We start from the raw sequence: 26,316 nt of genomic DNA, 5'->3' as shown, positions 1-26,316 counted from the left end.
AACGCAACGGCTACAACTTCCTCGGGTTCCTCTGCCTGGCTGCCGCGATCACCTGCTGGAAGAAGCTCCCGCACTCGACGTGAGACACGCTCTAAGCCGGGCGGCTAAGCGTCGGACAGGCGCCGCAGCACATTGCGGTCCGTATGGGCGACCGGGTCGGACACCCGCTCGTGATCGATGGTGGTCGTGGAGGTGTAGGCGAAGCTCCCGTTGCCGGTGACGGTGATGCTCACCTCGTAGCGGATACTGTTCGCAGCGCGCGCCAGGTAGGGGTTGGACAGGATGCCGTACGTGGGGGAGCCGGCCTGCGCCCGCAGGGTGAAGTCGGTCGCGTCCGGCGCCACGGCACCACCGGCGATCAGGACCGCACCGCGGGGCACCATGAAGCACCGCATGACGTGGCCGAGATTGGCGTCCCACAGCCAGTAGCCGATCTCAGTGTGGAACGCCTTCTCCTCGCCAGCCCGCCACGCGGCCATGTGGTAGTCGAGGCCGTAGAGACACTGCGGGCCGTTGTCCACGGGACCGAAGGGCTTGAAGGTGACCCTCTCGCGGTACGGKGTCTCGATAATCGTGCCCTCGGCGTTGCCGAAGGCAACGTCCACCCCCTGGTCGCCCTCCCACGCACCGGCCAGGGCCGCCAACGGACCGAACTCCGGGCCGACTTTTCCCGCCTTCTCCGTCTTCCCTGGCTTTCCTGTCGTTTTCGTCACCGCAAATCCTCCTTGAACGAGGAACCACCTACAGGTGGCACAATTCCGGAACATGCCCGGAACATCTCGACATTACTGTCAAATTCCTGCAAGCCGCTGTTGCGCGACTCTCAAGCCGCGCCGGACGGCACATTCACCGTGCTCACGGGCTCGCCCTCAAGATCGAACATTTCGCCGGTCTGTGGGCACGGCGCTTTGGTGGGTACGGCGCCGCTTCAGTCTTACGTGGTGGTGTGGCGGGGGTGGGCGGCTTCGTGTTCGTAGGTCTGCCAGCGCCCGAGGATGTCGCGTTGGGCGAGTGCCGCGAGCTCGTCGGCTTCGTCGGGGTTGACGGTGTTGAGGAGGGTGAACCGGGATTCGGTGGCGGCGAACTCGCTGAAGGGGATGGACGGTGCCCGCGAGTCGAGGGAGAACGGCCTTTCCGCGCGGGGGTCGACCCGGTAGAGCGGCCAGTATCCCGATTTCACCGCGGCTTTCTGGTGGGCCAGGCCGTCGGTCATGGTGATGCCGTGGGCGATGCAGTGGCTGTAGGCGACAATGAGGGACGGGCCGTGCCAGCTGGCCGCCTCGTTGAAGGCTTTCACCGTGTGCTGGTCGTTGGCGCCGAGGGCGACCTGCGCGACGTACACGTCGCCGTAGGCGGCGGCGAGCAGCCCGAGGTCTTTCTTGCGGGTCCGTTTGCCGCCGCCGGCGAACTTCGCGACCGCGGCGCGCGGCGTCGACTTCGACGCCTGCCCACCGGTGTTGGAGTACACCTCGGTATCGAGGACGAGCACGTTGACATCGCGTCCCGACGCGAGCACGTGGTCGAGGCCGCCGAAGCCGATGTCGTACGCCCACCCGTCCCCACCGATGATCCACACGCTTTTGTCGACGAGGTCGTCGAGGACAGCGTCGAGGGTGGTGTCGTGGTCGACGGTGGCCAGCCGCCGGCGTAGTTCGGCCACCCGCTGGCGTTGGTCGAGGATGCCGGCCTCGGTCGACTGGTCGGCGGTGAGCAGCGCCTCGACGAGCGTGCCGCCGACCGTCGCGGTCTGTGCGCGCAGCAGTCGGCGGGCCTCGCGGGCCCGGCTGTCGAGCGCGAGGCGTATCCCGAGCCCGAACTCGGCGTTGTCCTCGAACAGCGAGTTCGCCCAGGCCGGGCCGCGGCCGTCGGTGCCCGCCGACCAGGGTGTGGTCGGCAGGTTGCCGCCGTAGATGGACGAGCATCCCGTGGCGTTGGCGACGATGATGCGGTCACCGAACAGCTGCGTGAGCAGTTTGAGGTAGGGCGACTCCCCGCAGCCGGCGCAGGCGCCGGAGAACTCGAACAGCGGCTCCCGTAGCTGCGAGCCGCGGACCGTGTCCGGTGGGGCGAGCGCCGGTGGGACCGCCGGCAGCGTTTCGCGGAACGCCCATCCGGCACGTTCCTCCTCGAAGCGGGGTGYGGCGTCGACCATGTCCAGGGCGCGATGGCCCTCGATCTCCCGGCTCTTCGCCGGGCAGGCCTCGACGCAGATGCCGCAGCCGGTGCAGTCGTCCGGTGCCACCTGCACCGCGAGCCGGAACGCCGCGAGGGTGCGGTCCTTCGGCTTTTTGTGCCGGAACGACGCCGGCGCGTCGGCGAGCCGCGCCGGGTCGAACAACGTCATCCGGATGGCGGCGTGCGGGCAGGAAATCGCGCACTTGCCGCAGTCGATGCACAGGTCCGCATCCCACACCGGAAGCTCGCGGGTCAGGCCGCGTTTCTCGTACCGGGCCGTCCCGACGGGGAAGGTGCCGTCAGCCGGTAGTGCGCTGACGGGAAGCAGGTTCCCCTCCCCTGCCATGATCCGCGCCGTCACCTGCCGGACGAATGCGKGCGCCTCGCCGAGCAGCTGCCGGCGCGCCTGGCCCGTGACCACACGAGCCTGCAGGTCGACCTCGTGCAGGGCGTCGAGCGCGGCATCGATGGCGGCGAAGTTACGCTGCAGCACGGCGTCACCGCGTTTGCCGCGGGCGGCGCGGACCCCGTCCTTGACCGCCGCGATCGCCTCGTCGCGGTCCAGCAGACCGGACAGCGCCAGGAAACAGGTCTGCAGCACCGGGCTTACGATCCCGGGCATGCCGGCCTGCTTCGCCACCCGGTCGGCGTCGACGACGAACAGGCGCGCATCCCGGTCGAGCAGGTGCCGCTGCGCGTCGGCCGGCAGATGCTCCCACACCCTCTCCGGCGCATGCGGGCTGTTGAGCAGCACGGTGGCACCCGGCGCGGCCACGGCGAGCACGTCCACCCGTTCCAGCAGCGAGGACTGATGACAGCCCACGTACTGGGCGTTCTGGATAAGCCACGGGGAGTCGACCGGTCGTGGCGACAGCCGCAGATGCGAGACCGTCATCGACCCCGACTTCTTGGAGTCGAACACGAAGTACGCCTGCGCGTGCAGCGGCGTGCGAGCTGCGACGATACCGGCCGTTGCCCGCGTGGCACCCACCGTGCCGTCGCTACCGAGCCCGTAGAACACCGCCCGCAGCACGTCATCCGGCTCCGGGACACGGTCGTCGTCCACCTCGAGCGACAGGTCCGTGACGTCGTCGCGGATACCCACCGTCACCTCCCGGCGCGGCGCCGCGCCGGCCAGCTCGTCGAACACCGCCGCCGCCATCGCCGGGGTGAACTCCTTCGACGCCAACCCGTAACGGACACCGATCACCCGCGGCATCCGCTCGGGCCGTTCCGCGAACGCGGCGACGACATCCAGCCGCAACGGCTCACCCGACGCGCCCGGCTCCTTCGTCCGGTCCAGGACCGCGACCGACCGCACCGTCGAGGGCAGGCACGCGAGCAACGCCCGGCCGTCGAAGGGACGGAACAAACGAACCTGGACGAACCCGACCCGCTCGCCTCGCTCGACCAGCCGGGTGACCGCCTCCCGCACCGCCGACCGACCCGACCCCATGACGACCACAACCCGCTCGGCCTCGGGATGACCCTGATACTCAAACAGACGGTAGGCCCGGCCCGTCGCCGCGGCCAGCCGGTCCATCACCCCCTGCACAATCCCGGGAACCGCGGCGTAGAACGTGTTCGACGCCTCCCGGGCCTGGAAGAACGTGTCGGGATCCTGGGTGGTGCCCCGGATCACCGGACGGTCGGGGGACAACGCCCGGCGGCGATGGGCATCGATATGCCCGGCAGCCAGCAGACCACCCAGCGTGCCGTCGTCGAGCAACGCCACCTCGTTCAGCTCGTGCGACGTGCGGAAACCGTCGAAGAAGTGCAGGAACGGTACCCGCGACTCGAGCGTTGCCGCATGCGCCACCGCGGCCAGGTCATGCGCCTCCTGCGGCGACGCCGAACACAGCATGGCGAAACCGGTCGACCTCGCCGCCATCACATCACTGTGATCACCAAAGATCGACAGTGCGTGCGTGGCCACGGTCCGGGCCGCGACGTGAAGAACCATCGGCGTGAGCTCGCCGGCGATCTTGAACATGTTGGGCAGCATCAGCAGGAGACCCTGCGAGGCGGTGAACGTCGTCGACAGCGCACCCGCCTGCAACGCCCCGTGCACAGTGCCGGCGGCACCACCCTCACTCTGCAGCTGGACGACCTCGGGCACCGCACCCCACAGGTTCGGGCGGCCCTTCGCCGCCCACGCATCGGCCAGCTCCCCCATAGCCGACGCCGGGGTGATCGGATAGATCGCGATCACCTCGCTCGCCAGGTAGGCCACCAACGCGGCGGCCTCGTTCCCATCGATCGTCTTCTGACCCATACATCCCAGACTCAGGCGTCCGGAGGCGGATCGAGGAGGGACTTCCTTCCCGTCCCCGAAGGCGGAAGTCACCAGTATCCGACTCCCGACGACGTTACCGATCCAGAAACAGCCGTAGTCTGCTGGTGAACCGGACGCGGAAGCATTGCGGGTCCGGCCGAGGAGACACGACGTYCCTCCGCCGCCGGGCGGAGCGCGCGACCGGGAGCGAGGATGCGGTGAAGGCCGTGGCGATCGCCAGCTACAAGGGCGGGGTAGGCAAGACCACGCTCACCGCAAACATCGGCGCCGCGATCGCCCGGCTGGGGAGACGGGTACTGATGATCGACCTGGACCCGCAGGCGAACCTGACCTTCTCCTTTTACCGACCCGAGACCTGGCGGACGGACCTCGCCGACCACCGGAGAACCGTCAAGGCGTGGTTCGAGTCGTGGCGGCCGGAGACCACCCCACCGCCCCTCGCGGGGTACGTGACCACACCATCGGTCGTCAACGCCGCCGTCGCCGCGGGCGGCGGCACGTTGGACCTGCTCGCGTCGCACCTCTCACTCGGCGACATCGAGATGGACCTCACCGCCAGGCTGGGCGGGGCGCGGGCCCACCGGTCCACCAGGTACTACTTCGACGTCTACCAGCGGCTGGCCACCGGGCTGGCGTCCTTCTCCACGTACGACTACGACCTTGTGCTCATCGACTGCCCGCCGAACTTCGGAGTCATCACCCGGGCCGCGATCGCAGCCTGCGACCACCTGCTCATCCCGGCCCGGCCGGACAACCTGTCGACGCTGGGCATCGAACATCTGATGAGCAGACTGGGCCGGTTCGTCTGGGAGTACAACAGGGTCGCGGGGTTGCAGTCCGGGATGCATCCGGCCGTGAAACGACTCGAACCGCGGGTGCTCGGTGTTGTTCTCATGATGGTCCAGTACTACGGCGGTCGGCCGACCAGCTTCCTGCGGCCCTACATCCACCAGGCATCTGGTCTCGGACTCCCGGTGTTCGAGTCGATGCTCCGCGTGAGTAACCGGAGCTTCGCTGGAGCGGCTGGAACCCAACTGCCGGCGGTGCTGTCCGCGGATCTCCCGCCCGAGGTGGCCCGGGAGCTGATCAGCCTGGTCGAGGAGTTCCTYCGACGGGTCGGGGCGGCCAGCCGCATGGCGGGCCCGTCGCATAGGCCCGTCGCGTAGGCGAGGCCCAGAGGCCCCGGCGTCCGGCCAGTCATGATCGACATCCCCCGGGGTGCACCTCAAGTAATGATCATACTGCTTCTCGTTCTCGTCGAAGCGGGCCAGAACTCGCAAGTCGGGACTTGATCGTCTGATGGTCGGGGGTAGCGACAAGCACCCCCTTGGAGCGTGTAGCATCGCAGTCGTTCGCGGGTGAGACATCCGCGAACCACCTGTCCGGGTGGCGGAATGRCAGACGCGCTAGCTTGAGGTGCTAGTGCCCTTTAACGGGCGTGGGGGTTCAAGTCCCCCCTCGGACACTCTCGTTCGTACATGATCCCTTGAGGCTTGGCCTCGGCGATCACTCGGTGGGCTCCTGGTTCGTAGGTGAGTTGCAGGCCGAGTTGGGTGTAGATCTCGGCTTTATCGGCCGGGTCGGCTTCGGTGAGAACGGCGACGATGTCGCCCACGGCGGTGACCATGTCGTGGATCTCCTGTTCGGTCATGGGGGCTGCGCCGTCCGGGTCGAGGCCGGCGCGGGCGGCGTGGGCGTTGATGTGGTTCGCGGCCTGCGTCTGGGTCCAGCYGCGGGCGTGGCGATGGGCGGCGCGGGGGCGGTAGTGGTAGCGGCGGGCGAACTCGATCGCGATCTCGTCGTGACTCATCCCGACCGCGCGCATCCGCGCCCGCAACTCGTCCTGCTCTACCCGCTGGCTTGGCTTGGCCGTCACGACGGGCTAGATCCCCTCGGAAATCCGGTGGTCGATCTTCCGGTGGTTCCTGACTGGAACCATTCTCACGGTAGTCCTTCTGTCACGGACCGAGCGGTACGGGATGACGTCGGTCCTCGGCCGACCTGTTGTTCAGCTTGTCGCTGTTGTGCACTCGCAGTGCCTGGCGTGGCGTCCGAGACATCCACGTAGCTGATCTTCGGCGAACTTCACCGTCTCCATCAAATCGCCGTACAGCGATTCCGGGATGCTTCCGGCATCGAGCCCGGCGGCGCGGAAGACATCGGCCAGGGTTTGGCGCTGCGTCGTCGTCATCGACTCCCGGAGGCGGTGCGCGAGCGTGTCGCGGGCCGTGTACGCGTCCTTGAACGCACCTGCGATCAGCGCCCGGCGTAGTACGTCGATGCGCGGATGGTCGTGGCCGTCGRCGAGGTCGAGCGCGATCATGCCTGCTMGGGCACGGAAGACCATGGTCGAGAGGTCGGGCTRCCGCATCAGGGTGAGCGCGGTGGCGAGGAGYGGGGCGATCTGCGGGCCGGTGTCGGCGCCAGCCTGTCGCAGACAGTGCACCCGCAGGATTGTTTGGATCGCCTGTTCCCACGGTTCGGGGGTGGCGCTCTGGTCGACCAGCGCTGCTGCCTGCTCGGTGTGCCCGGCCTGGGCGAGTGCCAGGACGGTCGCCTGTCGGCCGTCGAGCAGTCGGCGGCCGACTCCGCGGTGGGCCGCGGCTTGTTCGGCGGCTTCGTKCCAGCGCCCGGCCCGTGCCAGTGCCCGGACTCCGTCCGCCAGGAGCGCCGTCCAGGTCAGGGTGCGCATGGTCCGATGGTCGTCGGAGGCGCAGGTGACGTTGTGGAGACTGACGGACCGTCCGTCGATCAGTGCGCTGGTCTGCGTGCGCGCGGCCTCGTGCAGGGCCTGGAGGATCGCGTGAGCGCGGTTGCCGTCACCATCGCGGATCAGTTGGCGCGGGAGGTTGAGCACCGGTTGGAGGGCGAGTTCGGCGGCTGAGGCGGGCAGGGGCCGCGCCTGATCGAACAGCGTGTGTTGGCGCCAGCACAGGTCTTGGGCGAGGTCTGGTTGTCCGCAGTCGGAGGCGATCAGCGCCGCCTTGTTGCAGACTTCGGCCGCTCGGAGGAGCGGGAGACCGTCCGATGTCCGTGCGGCCAGGTCGTGCAGCTGTCTGACTCGGTCTTCGAGGGGGAGGCCGGGTGGTCGGGGGCGTTGGACCAGCGGGAACCAGGCGAGCAGGTTCTCGTCGGCCGGGTCTGTTCCGACGTTCGTCATGCCGGTTCCCGATCGTGCGGCTGGTGATCGGAGGCGGGGTCGTGCCCGAACACGACGGTCTTGGCGGTGTGCGCGAGGACGGCTTGCGCCGTGTGGGGAAGGCYGTGCCGGTTCCAGGCGAAGATGATGTGGTGGGCGAGGACGGCGCGTAGGCCGCGGCGTAGCCGGCCGTCGGTGGCCAGGGCGGCCAGTTCGGTGCCGGCGGCGGCGAAGTCGCTGGTCCAATCGGTGAAGGCCGGCGGCAGGGTGTCCTTGGCCAGGCTGTCGGTGTCGATGCTCATCAGGCGCCRCAGGCCGTCACGCAGGGTGCGGAGCCTGTCGTCGGGGGTGCGCTCAGGTGGTTGCCGGTGCTCGGCGACTCGCGCCCACACGTCTCCTTCCTCGTACCAGTCGAGCCCGGCGGCGCGTAGCAGGTGCGAGCACAGCAGGACCGACAGTTCACGGCGGCGCCGGTCGGCCGGTTTGTGGCTGGTGCTGTTCAGGTAGGTGAGCAGGTGTCGGCTGTCGAGGTGGAAGAGCCGGTGGGCGGTGTCCATGCCTTCGGCGCCGCCGAAGGCATGGCTTTCTGGTTCGTAGAGGGTGGACGTGGCGTCCTCGATGCGGCGTGTCTCCCGGAGATCGGCGAGACGGGTGTGGATGTACGCCTTGGCCTCTCCTGTCGTCTGGCGGGGCAGGTAGCGGATGCGCCAGCAGGGCGCCTTGCGTACGAAGAACCAGGAGGTGATGAGCCCGTCGGTCTCGGCGGTGTCCAGCAGAGGGGCGAGGTGGTCCACGGCGGTGCCCTCGGCGTTCGCCCAGTCGGGGAAGGTGACGTTGACCTGGTGCCAGGTGCGGGTGTCCATGTCGGCTCCTGATCAGGCCAGCAGGAGGAAGGCGTCCCAGCCCGACGTCGGGGCGGCGCCGGTGCCGGCGGTGTGCAGGGCGAGGGCGGCGCCGGCRGCGCCGTCGAGAAGTTCGGGGTCGCGCACGGTTGTGCCCATCTGTGCGATCAGCCTGGCTGACAGGCCGGGGAGTTCGGCGGTGAGCTGGGGATGGTGGGAGTCGGCCGCCATGCGCCAGGCGGACTGGAGTAGCCCGGCGGTGCCGTGACACAGGCCGATCTCGGTGAGCTGGTCGAGTTGCGCCTCATCGCGAAGTGCCGCGAGGAGCGCGTTCTCGGCGGCTTGCTGGCGTGCGGTGTCGCGCAGGGCCATGCCGGCGAGCTGTTGGGCGCGGGCGGTGCCGCTGACGCCGTAACACCAGGAGGGGCGGGGCCGCAGGGTTGCGGCGACCTTGCCTTCACGGACCTGGCGGAGGGTGATGAATCCGGGCCACCAGGGGCCGGTGTCGCCGTGCTGGCACCAGCGGTCGGTCCAGGCGCAGATCCGTGCGATCGCGTCGTCGGCGCCACGGACCGGCAGGCCGCGCAGGTGGGCCAGGGCAAGCAGGGCGAGGACGGCGCTGATGCCGTGCGCGAGGCCGACGTTGCCGTGTCCTTGGGGGAATTCGGGGCTGGGTTCGCCGTTGGGTGCAGAGTCCGTCCACCAGGGTGGGAGGTCGTCTCTTCCGGCCAGTGGTTCGGTCAGTCTGACCAGGTACGACAGCAGTTCGCCGGTGATCGGGTGATCGGGGTGGCGGCGCAGGTGGTAGACGCCGAGTCCGGTCAGGCCCCGGATCAGGTCGAACTCCTTCATCGCGGGCCRCCGGCTCTGTTCGATGCGTGTGTGGGCCGCGGCGAGTCGGGTGCGGGTCATGGCGACGACGGCCTGATCCAGATGGGCGAGGGCACGGTGGTACCGGCCTGATGGTCCGGCTGCGGTGTGCAGGGTGAAGGCCAGGGCCGGAGCGCCCAGGTACAGGCCCGCGTTGGCCGCCGCGGTCAGGGCGTCGGACGCGGCGGCGGACAGCCAGGCGTGCACGGTGCTCCAGTCGCCGTACCCGGAGCGGGCACGTTCGATGTGCAGCAGGGCGATGCCCGCCGCGCCGCCGGCGAGCGACTGCGGCCACGCCCTTCCCCCGGTCGGTCGGTGGGCGGCCCAGGCGGTGTGCGGGTCGGCTAGTGCTTCGGCAACAGTGTTCGCGGCGGCGAGCGCGTCCGGATCGGAGCTGGTCATGATGGGTTCCTCGTGCGCRCGGTCCAGCTCAGTGCGGCGGCGCGAGCCAGGTGCAGGCAGGCGCGTTCCCCGGCCAGGCTGACTCCGGCCATGCGGACATGGTGGAGATGCAGAAGATCAGGCAGCAGGGAGGTGGGGGCCTCCGCGCGGGTTTCCTGGAGGACGTGTCGGTAGGCGGTGAGTGCCTCGCGCCGGTGCGCCCAGCAGGAGAGGACGTGCTCGCCTCCGGGCTGTGCGGCCAGCGCGCGTGGGTCGGCCGGGTTCGCCAGGGCGACGGTCTGCTGGTACAGCGCGCGGGCTGGGGCGGACGGCTCCGTCCGGGTGTGGCTGATGAGCCAGCTCGTCGCCTCGGCGGTGTCGCCGATCAGGCCGGTCACGATGGCGAGCATGCTGGCGGCGGTCAGCGCGCGACGGTCGGGCCCGCTCTTCTCCCTGGAGGCGGCGAGCTGGGCGAGGGCCGCCGCTGAGTCGGCGGCGAAGTACGCCTCCGCGGCGTCCATCGCGGCGGTGCCCCCGAAGCGTGAGGTCTCGGGGAAGTAGGTGTCCCACTGCGCGCGGGAGATCAGGCCGGCGCGGCGGAGCCGCTGGGTCCAGGCACCGATCCGGTCGGCGGTCGGCGCCACACCGTCGGCGGTGACCGCGAGCCGCAGGCGCAGATGGTCGTCGGGGTCGTGGTAGCGCAGGAACCACCAGCGCGCCTCGCCCGCGGCCTGCTGCCCGTTCAGCTCGTGGACGAGGTGCGGCAGATGGCGGGTGAGGATGTCGTCCTGGCAACCGAGGCCGGCGTAGATCTTGACTGAGAACCGTGCGTCGCAGCCCGGAAGATGCCCATGATCGCGGCCAACGACCTGCGCCCGGCTGAACCAGCCCGGTGTCGCCGCCGGCGCGGCGACCGCTGCCAGGGGGACGACGATCTCGTGGGCATGCCCGCTGACCCAGCCGGCCGCGTCGGTGTCGGGGGCGGCGCGCAGCAGCGCGGCGCCGGAGCGGTCGAGGTGGGAGCGCAGCAGTACCCGGTGGGCCGGCTCAGACAGGTCCAGTCCGATGCGCTGGTCACCGTCGCCGAGGTAGACCGCCGAGGGGAGGTTGACCTGCTCCCGCCAGCTGGCCAGGGCACGGTCCCACTCCGTCCAGCCGGCCGCGGAGCCGGGCAGGTCCGCGGTCCCCAGCAGCCAGCGCGCTGGTGAGAGGACTGTTCGTCCATGCCGCAGCGCCGGCAGGAACGGTAGCTGGGCCGCGACCCCCCAGTCGAAGGGGGCGCAGGGAACGCTCAGCGCGGCMGGCGCCTCGGCGAGGAAACGCGCCAGCGGATGCGCGCGTCGCACCGGCTCCACCGCGTTGAGCGCCACCGGTTCCACCAGTTGGCGGCGGGAGAGCGAGAGCAGATAGATCCGGTGCACATCGGCCGTCACCACGATGTCGTCCAGAGGCAGCGAGTCCCCGTCCTCGCTGTCGTCGTACTCGCCGAGGGAGAGCCGGTGCGCCATGATCTGGGGGGCGCGTCCCACCGTGTCGGTGTTCGTGTAGCGAGCGGGCGCGGAGATCTGCACGCTCAGCGCGTCGCGGCTCGCGGTGGGAAGACCCGCGTACAGCGCGCGCATCCGCGCACTGTCCTTCGCGTCGAAGAGGTCGAGGAGTCGTCCGGTCGTGGTGCCGGCTCTGCGTGACACCCCGACGACCGCGAGGGTGAACGCGCCATCGTCGAGCGAGCGGGTGCTCGTGGCGTGGACGCGCAGGGTGAGTTCCGTGGTGGGCTGAACGTGGGCGTCCTGGTCGACGACCGTAAGGTCGCTGATCATCCTGTCGTCGAGGACGATCTCCCGTTCGCGGCGCAGCGCGGCGTTCTGCGCCAACGCCAACAGCTTCGCGTCCCGATCGGTGAACGTCACGCCCGCGGGTGCGGGACTGCCGGCGTAGCCGGCGGGATAACCCAGTCCGATCTCGGGGTCGACCGCGTCGAAAACGGGAACCAGAGCGCACGGCCCGTACCGTTCGAGGAACCGGCCATGCCAGGCGTCCCAGCCGGAGCTGAGCGTCGAGCGCCGCGCCAGGCGCACCAGCACGCCCGCCGCCGCTGCGGCCTCGACCGCGACCGCGCGGGGCACAGCCAGCGCCCAGTCCATCCGCAGATCAACCCGGAGTGCCGGCTCCGCCGAAGGGTGGACCTCAGCCATGTCCTCGCCGAGGCGCTCGCGGCTGCTGCGCGCGACGGTCCAACTCGACGCGCTGTCGTGGCTCCGCAGCCCATCGACAATCCCGTTCAGGCGTTCGGCGACCCAGGCCGCCTCGACGGTGACCGGCCCGCCATTTAGGGTCGTCTGGRGCACACCCACGACATGACGGAGAGGATCGCTCGCCGTCATCGGAGGCCGCAGGTTCGTGAGCAGGAACCGCTGCGCCACCAGATCGGCCAGAAGTCTGTCGACGACGTCGGCAGGGACCGGAGCGAACTCGGACGCGAGCCTGGCCGCGAGGTCGGAGAACCGCACCGAGCGGCGGCCGATACCCATCGCGGCGCGGACCGGTGCGTGCGCCCGCACCTGCACGCGCGTAGGAACACCGTCGGTGCCTCCTGCGGCACGGTGCTCCAGCACCAGATGGCCGTCCCGCTCGAACACGAGGTTGTTCGCCACCACATCCAGCCGCGCTCGGACGACCGGATCGGCTTCCAACCGGTCGACCACCGCGCAGAGCCAGCCAGCCTCGACCCGCGCGACGGCACGGTGCGCCACGCCTGCGCGCACCGAGGCGTGGTCAGCGACACGCACCGGCGCGACCCCCGCGAACAGGCCGAACGGCGTCGCCCGTCCCGACGCGCGAAGCCGGTAACGCATCACCGACAGCACTGCCCGCCGCACCCCGGCCTGGGGCACTTGGCGTCCGTCGCGGATCTCCCGAACGCGGCGAGCGAGCACAGGGCTGGCCTGCTCCAGCGCCATCTCGAAGGCGCGATTCTGCATCACCTCCCGTAACCAGAGGCGCCAGGACTCTGGTGTGGCCGCCGGTCCGACCAGGTCGGGCCATCGCTCGGCCACGTCCACGGGCGGGTTCACCGCGGCACGCACCACCAGGGAGTCGAGATGCTGATACACCAGCCGCTCCGTAGTCGGGCGGCGTCCGTCCGGCCGCCGAGGCCGGCCGTACGGACGCCGCGTTCTCAGGTCGTCGGGGCGCTGGTTACGGGCAGGTGGTCGAGCAGGCCGTCTCGCACGTCGTGCCGCAGCCGTCGTCGGTCATCCGGATGAGCCGGTCAGCGGCCGGTCCGGACTCGACGATCGAGATGTCCAGGTCCCATGTGGTGAAGTCCTCCTCCTGGTCTCGTCCCGCCTGCGGGGGCACGGCCAACACCGGGTCATCGAGCTGGATGGACATGAAGACCTCCTGGGTTGTGATGGTGGTGGTGCATTCCGGCTCCCGAGCATCCGTTCGGGAGCGCGGAAACTCAGGGCCAGCGGACAGCGACAGCGCCGTGCCGTTTCGGCACCAGCCCCACGGACGGCGCCGGCGTCCCCGCGGCCTTCGGGACGTATCGGATGTGGGCGGCACCGGAACGGCGGTGATCGCTGGCCCACCGGCGGAGCAGTTCCACGTAGTGCTCGGCGACGCGATCGGCGTCGGGACCGTGCGCGACGACGCCGCTCTCGAATCCGCCGGTCTTCTCGTTCGGGCGCTTGGTGCGGTAGGCGAAACTGCCACCGCTGACCAGCGTGGGCACACCTCTGGCGGCCGAGGGCGCGAAGCGGCCGTTCTGGACCTGCGTCTCGTCCACATGCAGGTGCGCGACCTGGGCCAGATTCGTGACGAGGAAGAACTCCAACTCGTCAGGAAGATCGAAGGCCGCTCCGGACCAGCGTTCCAGCCTCGGCGTGGCCAGCGCGTCGCGCAGCCCCTCGACGTCGAACTCCTGGGACGGGTCGTCGACCCGAAGCACGACCTCGTCGGTAATAGGGACGAGCCTTTCGCGGAACGTCCCGATGCCCTGCATCGGGACGAATCCGCACAGGCGATAGCTGCGGCTGACCAGACCGACGTCACCGTCCTCGTCGACCCGGTCGAACGCGATCGACCGGGTCAGCCCTCGTAGCCGGAGCGGCACAACGAGCCTRCCGCCGTTCGTGAGCTGCTCCTGCCAGGCTGGTGGGATGTCCCAGGCCCCTGCGGTCACGATAATCCGGTCGTAGGGTGCTTTTTCGGGTACGCCGGCCTCGGCGTCGGCCGCCACGACTTCAACATTTCGATAGCCGGCCGCGTCCAGACAGGCGCGGGCCCGGCTCACGATCTCCTGGTCGATGTCGACGGACGTCACCGAGCCTCCGTCGCCGACCATCTCCTGGATGAGGGCGGCGTTGTAGCCGCCCGAGCCAACCTCCAGGACRCGCATTCCCGGTTCAAGTTCGGCCTGCTCCAACATGACCGCCTGAATGTGCGCGGCGGACAGCGAGCTGAGCGCCGCACCATTCCCATCGCGTTTAATCACAAGTGCTTTGTTTGCGGCGTAGACCGCCTCCAGCGGTTCGTCGGGTGCGAAAAGGTGCCGAGGCACCCTGCCCACAGCCRCAGCCACCTGCCCAGTCTTGATCGCGTCCCCCGTGGTGCGAAGCTCGTCCACCATCGCGGCACGCAACGTGGCCGCACTGTCGGTGGCGCTCGAATCTTGGACTGAAGTCATTTTTCGACACCTTAATGAGACGGGAAATGGCAGTCTAGGTCGCTCCTCTGACCCAGAATATGGAAGTGGCGATGAGCTAGGTGAAGGGAATGCTCCRATGATGTGTCGGCGGCAATGTCGAGTACGGCCGGGTGAGTACGACGCGACTGCGCCCCTGTCCAGCGCCAGCTCTTCCAGACGCCGACTCTCACGAATGGTTCGATCGGGAAGATGTACCGCGCCGGGGAAGATGCGGCTGGCCCCGGCCGCACCGGCGGATCTGGTCGGCCATCCGCTTCGCGGCCACGGCCACGCTGGGTCCGTAGGTAGTGCAGGTGATGTGCTCGAAGCCGGTACCGGCCCCATCGACCCGACGCGGCTCCCCGGTCGGCCAGGGCTGGCCGTCGGCGAACGCCGGTCGCCCCAGCGCTGGGGGGGAACGGCGAGACGCGCGCACGCGGACCGGGCGCGAACGCGACACAAGGACATGATCATCTCGCTTCCCTCGGGTGGTACGGCCCGCGCACCGATCAAGATCGGTGGATGCCGCGTATGGCGCCACACCACGATGGCTGGAGCCCGGGGGGCAAGTCATTCCCACCACGACGAAGCTTCTCTTCGGCTCCCGAGAGACACCTGACCTGCGCAGACAGTGGTGTCAGGGTGCATCTATCCGGCGCGATCATGCCGATTCGTTCGGCAGGCCCGCCGGCCTCGGCCTCGATCACCTGTCTGGGACCACGGCGACCTGAACCTGCTACCGCGTTCCGACGGCGTCTGGTCCGGCTCCACCGACGATGCGGCTCCTTCGCGCGACCCGCGGCGCCTCTCTCCCGGCTGATCCTGAGCGGACGGCTGTCGGTGACAGACGGCTACGGACTCGGCCGGCAGCGGGAGGCTGCGGCCTCCGAAGCTGATCGACTGCCGGTGTCTGCCGCGTCAGGGCAGGCACGCGCTGCCCTCGGCTGCGGCGGCTGGGTGTGCGCTTGCGCCTTGGTCTGGCGACATGTGCCGGGCGGCTACGGCGTTGGGCCAGGGGCTCCGCCGACCCGCGTCCGGACTGGCGGCAGGTCGCCTCTCCTTCGCAGTGTCCGCGACATCGACGATCACACGGAAGCGCCGGCCGCACAGGAAAGTCCTTTTGAGACGATTGCGCCATGCGCCTGCTGATCCTGGGAGGAACCTGGTTCGTCGGCCGTGTCCTGGCTGAGGACGCGGTGGGCCGTGGCTGGGCGGTCACGACGTTCAACCGGGGTAGGTCCGGACCGGATGTCGCAGGGGTCCACCCGTTGCGCGGCGACCGAACCGACGTCCAGGATCTTGAACGCCTCGCGGCGGCGGGGCCGTGGGATGCCGTGGTGGACGTCGGCGGAGCGGAGCCCCGCTCGGTCGGCCTGGCCGCTCAGGTTCTGGGCGCGCAGGCCGGTCGGTACGTGTTCGTGTCGACCGTCTCGGTGTATCGCGACTGGCCCGCGTCCCCGGTCGACGAATCCTCACCTCTACATCCGGGAAACCCCGATCTTGTGGTGGAAGATCCTCGCTGGGACGCGGTGCGGTACGGCCCCCACAAGGCCGGGTGTGAGGCCGCGGTCCGGCGGAGCGTTTCCCCGGATCGGCTGCTCATGGTGCGGCCGGGGGTGGTTCTCGGCCCGTACGAGTACGTCGGACGGTTGCCGTGGTGGCTTCGGCGGATGGCGCGCGGCGGGCGGGTGCTGGCCCCCGCACCCGCCGACAGGCCGATCCAGCCTGTGGACGTGCGTGACCTCGCGTCGTTCCTGCTCGACCTGATCGGGCGGTCGGCCAGCGGCATCTTCAACGTCGCGGCGCCCACCGGCCACGCGACCTACGGCCGGATGCTGGACGCGTGCGCTGCGGCGACGCGGGACGTCCGAGGCGCAGATGAGATCGAGGTTGTCTGGGCGGAACCCGATTGGTTGGTCGAACAGGGGGTGCGTCAGTGGACGGAGATCCCGCTGTGGCGGGTGCAGCCAGGGACATGGCGCCTGGATGCGACCCGCGCGGCGGCGGCGGGCCTGCGTTGCCGGCCGATCGAGAAGACGGTCCTKGCCACGTGGGCGTGGCTGGCGGCCGGTGGCGCTCCGGTCCGGCATGAACGTCAGGACGARCACGGTTTCGACCCCGACAGAGAGCGCCGCCTCGTCGACCTGTGGGAGTGCCGGTCACAGGCCGCCTCCGGCGAGAAGGGCCTGGTGTGAGGTGCCCGGGGGCAGCATGGCGGTGGCCGACTCGCGCACGAAGTGTTCGATCTGGTCGTCAAGGTCCTCGGCTTCGGCAGATCCGCGGTAACGCGGCTGGCTCAGCGACCGGCGCAGCCGGTGGAGCCGCCCCGTCAGGCGCCCCGTGCGCTGCTCGGACGGCAACGCGAGGACGGGGACGAGGGCATCGTGCGCGCTGTCGAGATCGCCGCCCAGTGTTCGGGCGACGACCAGATCGATCCGGGCGCCGTGCTCACCTGGTGTCCACCGGTCGGCGATCGGTATCGCGGTGAACAAGTCGATCGCCTGGGACGCCGCGTGCGCAGCCTGGTCGAGTTGGCTGAGCGCGAGATGGGTGGCGGCGGCGCTGAGGAGCCGGCGTTCCTCGCCGAACGAGAACTCGCCGCCCACACTGTCGAGAAGGTCGTCTGAGGCGTCCGCCTCGGCGGCGCGCTGGGCGGCGACCAAGGCGGTCATCGCCTCGTCCGCGGCACCGATCATCGCGTAGGAGCGGGCCTGCACGGCGTGCAGGCGAACCGTTCMGGACCCCGCTCTGGCGTGGTCGAGGCCCGTGGCCGTCAGCCGTATCCCTTCTCTGGGCCGGTCCGACCAGAAGGCGATGGTGGCCTGGACAGCGCGGGCCCATGAGCGCAGCCCGTCATCGTCGACGATCTGCCCATACGCCCACGCCGCACGGGCGTTCTCGACTCCCGCGTCAGGGAACCCGAGGTCGAGACTGACGATGCCGAGCAGGCCGCAGACCTGCCCGGCGAAGACGTAGAGCTCATTGAGCTGCCGTGGGCGTTTCGTCTGTTCCAGCAGTGCGTACACGGTGTTCCGGGTCTTGGCCAGTTCGGTGAACATCTGGAAGGGCGGGGTGGTGTTGTAGGTGTGCGCGAGCCGGCGCACATCGTCGGCGAGCTGTTCCACCGAACTCTCGTCGAGGCTTCCGGCCGCCGCGAACATCGCATGCTCCCCTGACTCCTTGGCAGCCGACATGACACGCTCCATTTCCACCGGTACGTACGGTATTGATAGGTGCTCGATCCCGTCAGGCCGTACCGTTCTCGCAGGCGGGCCGGAAAGCTTCACGGGGCCACGATGGCTAGGCGTCAGAGGTATTCGAGGGGATATGGGCTGAAACTGGCCGGTCTGGCTGAGGATGAGGTGGTCCGCGGGGGTGAGCTGTTCTCGGTCGTCGAGGTCGACAAGGTTCTGGACGCTGGTGTCGTAGACCTCGGCGAGCAGGGCGAGGAGCTGGGGGGTCGGTCGGCGGCGGTTGTTCGGCAGCGGCCAGTTCTCCAGTTCCGACAGCTTCGGCGCGGTCATGGGTGCGGCGCCGTCCGGGTCGAGGCYGGTGCGGGTGGCATGGGTGTTGATGTGGTTCGCGGCCTGTTGCTGGGTCCAGCCGTGCGCGATCCGGTGGGCCGCGCGGGGGCGCAGCTTGTAGCGGCGGGYGAACTCGATGGCGATCTCGTCGTGCGACATGCCCACGGCGCGCATCCGCGCCCGCAGCTCGTCCTGCTCCACCCGCAGACTGTGCCTACTCACGTCGTATCCCCTCCAGACCACCGCGCCGCCCGGTCYGCCGCCCGCTGCACCGGGCAGTCACGCGACCATAATGATCAGCCTTTCGGTTGTGCATGTCATTCCCCCTGCCACGAACATGTTCTTCGGCTGCTGAGAGGCGGCCTGAGCTGCGGAAATGACGTAAGGCGGTGCGATCTGTTCGGTCCCGGGCGGCGCGTCAGTTCGCGGTGGCAGGCGGCGGATACGGACACGCACGAGCTCGCCATCGCTGGCGCCAGGTCACGGGGTGCGGTTCGCGGTGATGTCGCGGTGTGCGGGAYGTTTATCGGGCGGCTCGACGCTCGTGGATGCAACTGCCCGGTCGGTGCTCAGCGCCGCGGTAGCGCACGTGGAAGATCATGGCGGCGATGTCGACCTGGTTGCGGRCCTCCTCGGTGCTCAGACCGAACTGTGCCGCCTGGTCGTAGGCGTCCAGCGCCGAGCACAGGTCGGCCCATTCTGGTGCCGTCGGGGCGGCAGACGGGTCGAAGGTGGTGAGCAGGTCCGCCAGCCGCGCTGGCGGGAGCATCTCGCGCATCCTGGCGAGCAGCACGATCGGGCGGAGTGCGGGTGGGACAGTGCGGGGGCGAGGTGACATGCGGGCCGTTTCGTCATCGCGGGTCTGCGGTCGCGCGGACGCCTCGCCGGAGGAGGCCGAGGGGGCTGATCGCAAGGGGCAATCCGCTGAGATTGGATTCCTGTTGGGTGCAGGTTGAGTGGCGGCGTGCCGCTGTGTCCTGGCTATTGTCTGTCCGGCTGCCGGGAGCGCCGGTGGACCTTCAGGCGCGCGACGGGGGTGTCACGCGCGGTCGTCCGACTCTGGAGAGGGCTGTGTCTGGGCGTTGCGGGCGGCAGCGACCGCGCGGGTGAGGGTCGCGGCGAGGGTGTCGGCTTCGTCGAGGRTGAAGGCTTCGCTGTCGGGGTCCTCTTCTCCGGCGCCGAGGGAGATCATCGGTTGGTAGGTGGTCGTCGCGGTGACGTACTGCTCGATCGAGACCTGGATCGCTGTCTGGTCGCGGACCCCGGGGATGGGTGGCAGGTCGATCACGGTGAACTCGGAGACGTGGTAGTCGCCGGGGCCCGCGGGCATGACGTCGAGGTGGCCGGCGGGCTGCTCGCACCACGAGGGGCAGGAGCTGGTAGCAGGGTCAGGCATGGCGTTCGCCTCTCGGTTCAGGTGGCTGGGACGTGCTGGCCGGAGCCCGTGGGCGTGGGGCGTGCCGGGTGGGTGTCGAGGGTGCGTAGGCCGTCGCGGACCCGGTGCAGCAGGTCGAGGTCGAAGACGTCCGGGGCGGTCGGGGTCGCGGCGTGGGCGGCGAAGCGTTCGCGTCGCGGCAGGCCGTCGGTCGGGGCGGTCGGAATGCGGTGAGGACGAGGGGTGTGGTGGGGTAGAGCGGCCCAAACGACCTTGCCTCGCTCCTGGTGGCTGCCGTMGGGGGTGTGGACCCGGGCCTGGTAGTAGCCGGTGCGCGGGGTCAGAGCGGTGATCAGGTGTAGGCCGCGGCCGTCCTCGGCGTCGGGGCTGGTGGCCCTGCGGGTTGGGTGGCCTGGTCCTCCGTCCCRGACTTCGACGATCACATGGTGGTCGCTGTAGGTCAGGCGCATCGCGATCTGGGACGTCAGGTCATCATCGCCGCGCAGGCTGGAGGCGAGCGCGTTGGTGACCAGTTCCGAGGTCAGCAGGGTGATCGTGTCGATCACATGGTCAAGATCCCACTGGTGGAGTTGCCCGGTGACGTCGCRGCGGGCGGCGCTGGCGGACTGGGGTCTGGTCGGGTAGCTCCAGACGCGGTGCGGGAGCAGGTGAACGGCCGGTTCGGGTGCGCTGGCGGGGGTGGTGGCCACGGCGGTGGTCATGTGGCTCTCCCGGCTGTTCTCGCCGTCGCGTCGAGGGGGCGCGGGCGGGTGGGACGAGATGCGGCCGGCCGCCGCCTGTGGTGGGACGGCCGCGCGACTGGCGCTGGCGGAGGCGGGTGGGGCGTCGTGGACGAGCGTGRGGTTGTTCTCGGCGAGCACCACCACGCGGCACGGCCAGGCGCATCCACACTTCTCGCACACACCGTCGCGTTGGACGTGCCGGTCCAGGAGGCGCACCGCGCTACCGCGCAGCAGCTCGAACGCACGCTCGGGCGGCTGGGCGGTCGCCTTCGGACCGAGAGCGATCAACGGGTCGGTGGATCGGCCGCGAACGGCACGATCMTGACCGGGCGAAGAAGCGGGGGCGGAAACAGGCGGCGCGGGAGGGGCGGACTGTGATCGGCTGCCCGGTGGCCGGCTCAGGCTGATAGCCATGGACGTGCACCTTCGGTCTACGAACGGGTAAGTGATCAGTGGTCAGCGGAGTCGAGCTGCCGTGCCGGTTGGTCGGCCGGGCTGTCGGCGAGGGCAGCGAGGGCGGCGTTCAGCGCCGCACCAGCGCCGCGTCGGCGCAACTCCCGGGTGAGTACGTCAAGAACGGACAGCGCCGCCAGCGGCGGGGCCGGCGGATCGGCCGCCGTCGGGCCGAGCCGGAGGGCGACCGCTGGCAGCGTCAGCGTGGTGATCGCCTGGTCGTAGACGGTGGCCGCCCAGATGGTCAGGACGGCGTGCAGCCAGTCCCGCCACTGGTCGCGGCAGGCGGCCAGCCGGCCGGACAGCCACGCCTCGACGCCTTCGACGAGTTCTGTCCGGACTGGTGTCGGGCAGCCGAGGATCAGCGGGTGCAGATGGCCGAGCAGGGTTCCGGTGTCCACGAGGTCTCCGCCGGGTTCGAGCGCGGGGGACACCAGTGCCGCCCGTGACGATCCGTCGGGATACAGGACGCCGCGTGGGTTGAGGTTCCCGAACGCGATGCCGCCGCGGCTGAGCATTATCGGGTCCAGCTGGGCGGCCAGCCGGCCGAGCCGCGTTGACAGGCTGCCCGCGAGCGCGCGGAGCTCTCCGATCTCGCCTGCTGTCGTGTCGCTAGCGTGGAGGTGGTCCACCGGATGGCTCAACGCTTCGGCGACGACCCGGGGGAGAGCGCGGGTCGTCGCCGCGGTTTCGGACAGTTGCGCGGGTGGATTCCGGTGCAGGTCGCTGAGGTCGTCCATCAGCGCCGTCACGACCCCGGTGAATTCCATCGGCCGGGCCCGGAGCAGGGCGGCCAGCGTGGCGCCGTCCTCCCAGGGGGTGAATATCACCCCCTCCGTACAGGCGATCGGGGGAGCCACCCGCAGGCGGGTGGAGGCCGCCAGCGCCGTGAGCTGCTCGGCTTGGCCGGCGATCGCGGTCGCCGCGTCGGCGCCGGCGTCGGCGAGCACGGTGGCGAGATCACCGTGGTCGCCGCGGACGAGGCGTGACAGCGCCCGGCCTGCCGGGCGGACCGTCGCGCACAGCGCCACCCCGCCGACGCGGACCTGGCGATACACCGCCCCGCCCGCCGTGGTCATCGCCCCGAATGTCACCTCGCTGTGGGGCCACCGCTGGGCGGTCGCGTCGGCGATCCACCCGTCGGTGTGGGACAGCAGATCGCGGACGTCGCCGTCACTCCAGCACGTCGAGCAACCCGAACGCGGACTCACCGGACGCGGCCGACACCGGCGTAGACCGGCAGCCGACCCTCCACCGTCGTCGACCGGCCTCGCTGCCGGTCGTGTTCCCACCCTGGGAGCAGGACCAGTCCGGGGTCGACCAGCGTGCAGTCGTCGAAGAACGACAGCACCTCGGTGCGGTCGCGCAGCTGGAACGGCGCGGTTGTGCGCCGGTACACCTCGGCGGCTTCGGTGACCTGCGGGGACTGGCCGTCGCCGGTGGCGTGGGTCACGACCAGATGACTGCCCGCGGGTAGGGCGTCGCGCAGCTGGGAGACCAGGTGCCGGGGGCCGGTGTCGTCGGGGAAGAAGTGCAGGACCGCGACCAGGAGCAGCGCGACCGGCTGCCCCCGCTCCAGCAGCCGGGACACCTGCGGATGGTCCAGGATCTCGTCCGGCCGGAGCAGATCCGCCTCCACCGCCGTGGCCAGCGGGTTGGGTGCGAGCAGGATCTGGCTGTGTGCGACGGCGCCCGGGTCGCTGTCCACGTAGACGACCTGGGCGTCCGGGGCCAGCTGCTGGGCGACCTCGTGGACGTTGCCCATCGTCGGCATACCCGACCCGATGTCGAGGAAATGCCGGACGCCGACCTCGCCGGCGAGGTAGCGGACCGCCTCGCCCAGGAACAGCCGGTTGACCCGGGCGGTGTCGCGGATCTGCGGCCATGCCTGCTCGACCTGCGCCGCGGCTTCCCGGTCGGCCGGGAAGTTGTGCGCGCCGCCGAGGAAGTAGTCGTAGACCCGTGCGACGTTCGGTCCCTCGGCCCCCACTGCGGTGACGTCATGCGCGTCCGTCACGACTGCCCCCGTGACCAGCGCGCCGTGGTGACGACACGGCTTCTCGGCTGACGCGGCCGGTCCGACCGTGTGACCGGGCCGGGTCTGGTCCCTGTGGGGTGGTCACGATGTGTCGAACAGGCGATCCTCATCATGGGAACGGTCCTCGCTGACGGTAGGCAAAACGGAACCGTTACACCATCGTCCTAGCGGCGTCAGGTGGTCATCCCCCTCACCGCGAAGAAGCCGTTCACCCGTCCCGACCCCACCTGAACTGGGAAAACACCGAGGGCAACGGCCATCTCTTCGCTCGYTGCCAGCCCTTATCTTCCCGGAGTGTGATCGTTTCCCTACGGTGGGGTGTCAGGAGTGAGAAGCTGTTTTAGATCTTGCGTTGGCTACTCTCTGTAGTGACTGGTATGGTCTGGTGGCTGTTCGCGAGCTGGCGGGGAAGGCGCCTCACCATGGTTCGGATCATGGCGAGGCGGATGAATGCCTCGGAGATAGCCGGTCTTCTTTCATAGTCGCGGGCGAGCCGGCGATGGGCGGTGATCCATGAGAAGGTTCGTTCCACTACCCAGCGTTTCGGGAGGGCCTCGAAGCCGCGTTGCCCAGGGTTTTTCCGGACGATGTCGACGCTGGTTCTCATGACCTCACCGGCCCAGTCGACGAAACGCCCGGCGAACCCGCCGTCGGCGAACAGATGACGGCAGTTCCAGTGGTCGAAGTAGTGATCCACCATGATCCGTCTGCCGCCGTCACGGTCCTGGACGCTGRCCGGCAGCACGAGCACGCTCAGCAGCAGCCCGAGCGTGTCCGTGATGAGGAACCGCTTGCGGCCATTGACCTTCTTGCCCGCATCGTAGCCTCGGGTCGCCGCACCGACGGTCTGGGCGCCCTTGACCGACTGCGAGTCGATCACCCCCGCCGTGGGCTGCCGGTCCCTACCCTCGACCTCGCGGGAGATGTCCCGTAGCGCGTCATGAACCCGCGCGATCACGCCCTTGTCATGCCAGCGGGCGAAGAAACCGTAGACCGTCTCCCACGGCGGGAAGTCCCGCGGCAACGACCGCCACGTACATCCCGAGTGCGTCACATACAGAATCGCGTTCACGATCTCCCGGCGGGGATGCGCCTCCTTCCGACCGTCCTTCGACACCGGCGGCAGCAACGGCTCCACCAACGCCCATTCCGCGTCGGACAGATCGGAGGGATACGGGTCAGACCGAGGCATGACCCGACCGTCCGCCATCGATCATCMCAACACGCCAACTCCAGCCAGGCGACCACACTCAGCACACAAGCATCAAGATCCCAAACAGCTACCCAGGACCGCGTCCGTGATCCGGGAGATCGTCTCCTTCGACACCGACGTTCCGTAGATCTCAGCGAAATGTGCGGAAATCTCCCCGGTCGTGAGCCCTTTCGCGTACAGCGACAGCACGATCTCGTCCACACCGGAAAGCCGCCGCTGCCGCTTCTTCACGATCTGCGGGGTGAACGTGCCTTCCCGGTCCCGCGGAACTGAGATCTCAACCTCGCCAACCGCCTCCGAAACGACAGTCTTCGGTCGGCTACCATTCCGAACGTTTACGCTGTCCCGTTCGGGATCGGCACGGTTCTTCTCGTGCCCGAGATGCTCGGTCATCTCTTCCCGCAAAGCCGTTTCCAGCACCGTCTTGGTGAACAGCTTCAACAGGCCGTCCGGCCCGGTCAGCGCCAGYCCACGCGCCTTCGCATCGGCGACCATCGCAGCTGCCGCAGCCTGCTCCGGCGACAGCTGCCGCCCCCGATCACGATCTTCCTTGCTGAGGGTCATATCACCCGATGTCATCACTCACAGTGCCCATCCCGCTGGACCTACGCCCGGCGTGTCGGGCCGGAAACACCGATCTTGAAACAGTCCCGTCCGGCGCGATGTGGGACCATCCGATAAGGAGGCAGCAGCCGATGGCGTCTAAGGCGGCGCGGCCGTAGTGGCCCTCGATGATCGGTTCTGCGGTATTGAGGGCGAGGGTCACGACTGGTTTTATCTTGAGCTTCACTATTGATCAAGGCTGTGACCTGGGTGTTCGCGTCGAGGACGATGTCGTCGACGCGAACACCCGAGATCGTTTCCTGCTGTTCAGCACGGTCCGATCGTTGTGGGAGAGTTTTCTGGGATGTTCCGGCGTGGTCGGCTGTCCGCGTGTCCGGTGGGTGGTTTTCGCTGGTCGCCGAGGGCGTGGGCGAGTTGGCGGCGTAGCCGCTGGTTGTCGTCGGCGAGTTCCCGGTTCCGTTGCAGGGCTGCTTCCAGCCGGGCGAGCAGCGCGGCCTCGGAGGCGCGCTGGCGGGTGGGGACGGGCGGGGATGGTGTCTGCCTGGTGGCGGCGCGGAGGCGTTCGACCTCGGCGCGCAGGTCGGGCTGGGTGTAGAGCCAGGACCGGGAGACGCCGGCTGCGGCTGCCGCGGACCCGAAGGTGACGGGGGCGCCGGCGCGGTCGAGCTCGCGCAGCGCCTGGGTAGCGCGGGCGCGGGCCTGGTCGTGCCGGCGGCGGGCGGCGGCGGTGATGGGGGCGGTGTTGTCAGGACGCATCGGCGACCGTGTCTTTCTGCCTGCTGTCTTCGGTGAGGGCGGTGATGATTTTCTCGAGGTTTCCGGCGACGCGGCGGTTCATCTCGGCCAGGCGCTGCTGGCCGCGGGCTTCGGCGGCGGATATGATGTGCAGGGTCTGCTGGTGCTGCCGGCGGTGTTCGGGTAGGAATTCCGCGGTAGTGAGGAAAGTCGGGCAGGTCAGGCAGGCGTTCGCGTGCGGGCAGTTTTTCTGTACCGGTAGGCCGCAGTAGCCGTTCGGCAGCGCCTGGGTGGCGCGGGAGATCCGCTGTTTCGCCCAGGCCGCCTCGGCCAGGGGCCCGTCCGGGTCGAGTGTCACTTCCTGACCGTGGGCGTTGACTTTGCGGGCTTTTTCCCAGTGGCGGCGCACGGTGGTGTCGTGTAGCCGGGCGTAGTGGGCGGTCATTTCTGGGGAGGTGTGGTCGAGTATTTTCCGGACGACTTCCTGGGGGACGTCTCGGTTTATCAGTCTGGTTCCGAGGGTGTGGCGCCATTGGTGTGGGGTCAGGTGAGCTGGCTGGTTGTGTTCGTCGCGGATGTCGCAGCGGGTCAGCCAGCGGGCGAGTGCGGTGCGGTAGGTGGAGCTGGCGAGTGGTTTCCGGCCGTCCGGGTTGGCTTTCGTCTTGGGAAACAGCGTCGGGGTGGTGTCGGGCCACCGGTCGGTGACGCGGCGCTGCTGCCGGGTGATCTCGGCTTCGAGTTCTTCGTCGATGGGGACCAGCGCCTCCCGTTTCATCTTGTGGTTGAGATAGCGCAGGTAGGGGGCGCCGTCGGTGTCCCGGACGATGCAGTCGACCGGGAGTTGCAGTGCGTCGCCGATGCGTAGGCCAGTGTGGATGAGGATGAGGGTGACGACGCGRCTGGCCGGGTCGTGCCAGCGGGCGAGGTTGTCGGGGTGTTCGACCGTAAGTATTCGGCGATGGCGTGGAGGGGCTGGTTCCGCCGTGTGGCGGTGTCGTGGCTGTGGCGGGAGTCGGGCGGAGTGTCCGCGGGATGYTGGTGGGGGGTTGTGGGCTCTTCGTGATACGTCGGGTGTAGTTCCTGATACCGAGGACGCTGGTGATGTGTCCTGGGTGGTGTGTCTGTTCTGTCTGTCACCGATGATGTCACCGAGGTGGCGTACTGGCGTGGGCGTGCCGAGCGGGCCGAGGAGTGTGCGGAGAAAGCCGAGGCCCGTGTCGGGCAGCTGCAGCTGCGGGTCGAGGAGTTGAGCGAGCAGGTCGCGGTGCTGTCCCGGAT

General features: G+C 69.3%; 18 protein-coding genes, 1 tRNA gene and 3 pseudogenes. 3 read left to right on the top strand and 19 right to left on the bottom strand.

Translation table 11 applies throughout. The features are described from left to right. Window positions 1–104 precede the first annotated feature (104 nt). Complete coding sequence (locus Manayef4_RS17885) at window positions 105–713, bottom strand: heme-binding beta-barrel domain-containing protein (RefSeq protein ID WP_011436457.1); 609 nt, start codon at window positions 711–713, stop codon at window positions 105–107. Between the two features lie 221 nt (window positions 714–934). Beyond that, complete coding sequence (gene nifJ / locus Manayef4_RS17880) at window positions 935–4,450, bottom strand: pyruvate:ferredoxin (flavodoxin) oxidoreductase (protein WP_070132388.1); 3,516 nt, start codon at window positions 4,448–4,450, stop codon at window positions 935–937. A 218-nt stretch (window positions 4,451–4,668) separates the two neighbouring features. Here nifJ and Manayef4_RS17875 point away from each other — a divergent pair, with 218 nt between their 5' ends. Together Manayef4_RS17875 and Manayef4_RS17870 are read left to right on the top strand one after the other, a co-directional pair. Further along, window positions 4,669–5,637 (top strand): ParA family protein, encoded by a 969-nt coding sequence (locus tag Manayef4_RS17875; protein WP_011436459.1) that lies wholly within the window; start codon window positions 4,669–4,671, stop codon window positions 5,635–5,637. A gap of 214 nt (window positions 5,638–5,851) precedes the next feature. Next, window positions 5,852–5,936 (top strand) — tRNA-Leu (locus Manayef4_RS17870). Here Manayef4_RS17870 and Manayef4_RS26160 read toward each other — a convergent pair. From Manayef4_RS26160 to fxlM, 7 genes are all read right to left on the bottom strand, one after another. Next, on the bottom strand, window positions 5,901–6,296 hold the full coding sequence (locus Manayef4_RS26160; protein WP_083282535.1) for a hypothetical protein: 396 nt from the start codon (window positions 6,294–6,296) through the stop codon (window positions 5,901–5,903). The genes Manayef4_RS17870 and Manayef4_RS26160 overlap by 36 nt on opposite strands. 183 nt (window positions 6,297–6,479) lie before the next feature. Beyond that, window positions 6,480–7,631 (bottom strand): hypothetical protein, encoded by a 1,152-nt coding sequence (locus tag Manayef4_RS17865; protein ID WP_070132387.1) that lies wholly within the window; start codon window positions 7,629–7,631, stop codon window positions 6,480–6,482. Continuing rightward, on the bottom strand, window positions 7,628–8,473 hold the full coding sequence (locus tag Manayef4_RS17860) for a thiopeptide-type bacteriocin biosynthesis protein (RefSeq protein ID WP_070132385.1): 846 nt from the start codon (window positions 8,471–8,473) through the stop codon (window positions 7,628–7,630). The genes Manayef4_RS17865 and Manayef4_RS17860 overlap by 4 nt, the downstream gene beginning before the upstream one ends. Before the next feature lie 12 nt (window positions 8,474–8,485). Continuing rightward, entirely contained in the window at window positions 8,486–9,724 is a 1,239-nt protein-coding gene (locus tag Manayef4_RS17855; protein WP_070132384.1) for a lanthionine synthetase C family protein, read from the bottom strand. Beyond that, complete coding sequence (locus Manayef4_RS17850; protein ID WP_070132382.1) at window positions 9,721–12,816, bottom strand: lantibiotic dehydratase; 3,096 nt, start codon at window positions 12,814–12,816, stop codon at window positions 9,721–9,723. The genes Manayef4_RS17855 and Manayef4_RS17850 overlap by 4 nt, the downstream gene beginning before the upstream one ends. 85 nt (window positions 12,817–12,901) lie before the next feature. Beyond that, window positions 12,902–13,096, bottom strand: a complete 195-nt coding sequence (locus Manayef4_RS17845) for an FxLD family lanthipeptide (protein ID WP_023841893.1) — start codon at window positions 13,094–13,096, stop codon at window positions 12,902–12,904. A 70-nt stretch (window positions 13,097–13,166) separates the two neighbouring features. Then, a complete protein-coding gene (gene fxlM / locus Manayef4_RS17840; RefSeq protein ID WP_070132380.1) occupies window positions 13,167–14,393 on the bottom strand; it encodes a methyltransferase, FxLD system in 1,227 nt (408 codons plus the stop codon). 1,136 nt (window positions 14,394–15,529) lie between these two features. Between fxlM and Manayef4_RS17830 the strand changes: the two genes are divergently transcribed. Beyond that, window positions 15,530–16,588 (top strand): NAD-dependent epimerase/dehydratase family protein, encoded by a 1,059-nt coding sequence (locus tag Manayef4_RS17830; protein ID WP_011436466.1) that lies wholly within the window; start codon window positions 15,530–15,532, stop codon window positions 16,586–16,588. Here Manayef4_RS17830 and Manayef4_RS26155 read toward each other — a convergent pair. The 10 genes and pseudogenes from Manayef4_RS26155 to Manayef4_RS25445 form a co-directional block, all read right to left on the bottom strand. Next, entirely contained in the window at window positions 16,553–18,139 is a 1,587-nt protein-coding gene (locus Manayef4_RS26155) for a helix-turn-helix transcriptional regulator (RefSeq protein WP_254665719.1), read from the bottom strand. The two genes, Manayef4_RS17830 and Manayef4_RS26155, sit on opposite strands and share 36 nt — an antisense overlap. 301 nt (window positions 18,140–18,440) lie before the next feature. Then, window positions 18,441–18,755, bottom strand: coding sequence for a hypothetical protein (locus Manayef4_RS17820; protein WP_175443418.1), 315 nt, complete (start codon window positions 18,753–18,755; stop codon window positions 18,441–18,443). 201 nt (window positions 18,756–18,956) lie between these two features. Further along, entirely contained in the window at window positions 18,957–19,313 is a 357-nt protein-coding gene (locus Manayef4_RS17815; protein WP_070132376.1) for a hypothetical protein, read from the bottom strand. 17 nt (window positions 19,314–19,330) lie between these two features. After that, window positions 19,331–20,323 carry an ATP-binding protein gene (locus Manayef4_RS17810; RefSeq protein ID WP_254665718.1) on the bottom strand — a complete coding sequence of 331 codons (993 nt, stop codon included), beginning with the start codon at window positions 20,321–20,323 and terminating at the stop codon, window positions 19,331–19,333. 161 nt (window positions 20,324–20,484) lie between these two features. Next, complete coding sequence (locus tag Manayef4_RS17805) at window positions 20,485–21,699, bottom strand: hypothetical protein (protein WP_023841887.1); 1,215 nt, start codon at window positions 21,697–21,699, stop codon at window positions 20,485–20,487. Then, window positions 21,696–22,505, bottom strand: coding sequence for an SAM-dependent methyltransferase (locus Manayef4_RS17800; RefSeq protein WP_023841886.1), 810 nt, complete (start codon window positions 22,503–22,505; stop codon window positions 21,696–21,698). The genes Manayef4_RS17805 and Manayef4_RS17800 overlap by 4 nt, the downstream gene beginning before the upstream one ends. A gap of 361 nt (window positions 22,506–22,866) precedes the next feature. After that, window positions 22,867–23,783, bottom strand: a pseudogene (locus Manayef4_RS17795) (IS5 family transposase). Between the two features lie 28 nt (window positions 23,784–23,811). Further along, window positions 23,812–24,303: pseudogene (locus Manayef4_RS17790) on the bottom strand (IS256 family transposase); the annotation flags it as partial. A gap of 306 nt (window positions 24,304–24,609) precedes the next feature. Continuing rightward, complete coding sequence (locus Manayef4_RS17780) at window positions 24,610–25,059, bottom strand: DUF6262 family protein (RefSeq protein ID WP_023841883.1); 450 nt, start codon at window positions 25,057–25,059, stop codon at window positions 24,610–24,612. Continuing rightward, window positions 25,049–25,981: pseudogene (locus Manayef4_RS25445) on the bottom strand (tyrosine-type recombinase/integrase); the annotation flags it as partial. The pseudogene Manayef4_RS25445 and the gene Manayef4_RS17780, both read right to left, overlap by 11 nt. Between the last annotated feature and the right edge of the window lie 335 nt (window positions 25,982–26,316).

Source organism: Frankia sp. CgMI4, from assembly GCF_001756285.1.
Lineage (GTDB): Bacteria > Actinomycetota > Actinomycetes > Frankiales > Frankiaceae > Frankia > Frankia casuarinae.
Note: the sequence above shows the minus strand (reverse complement) of the source record. Positions and strands in the feature narration are given on the sequence as shown.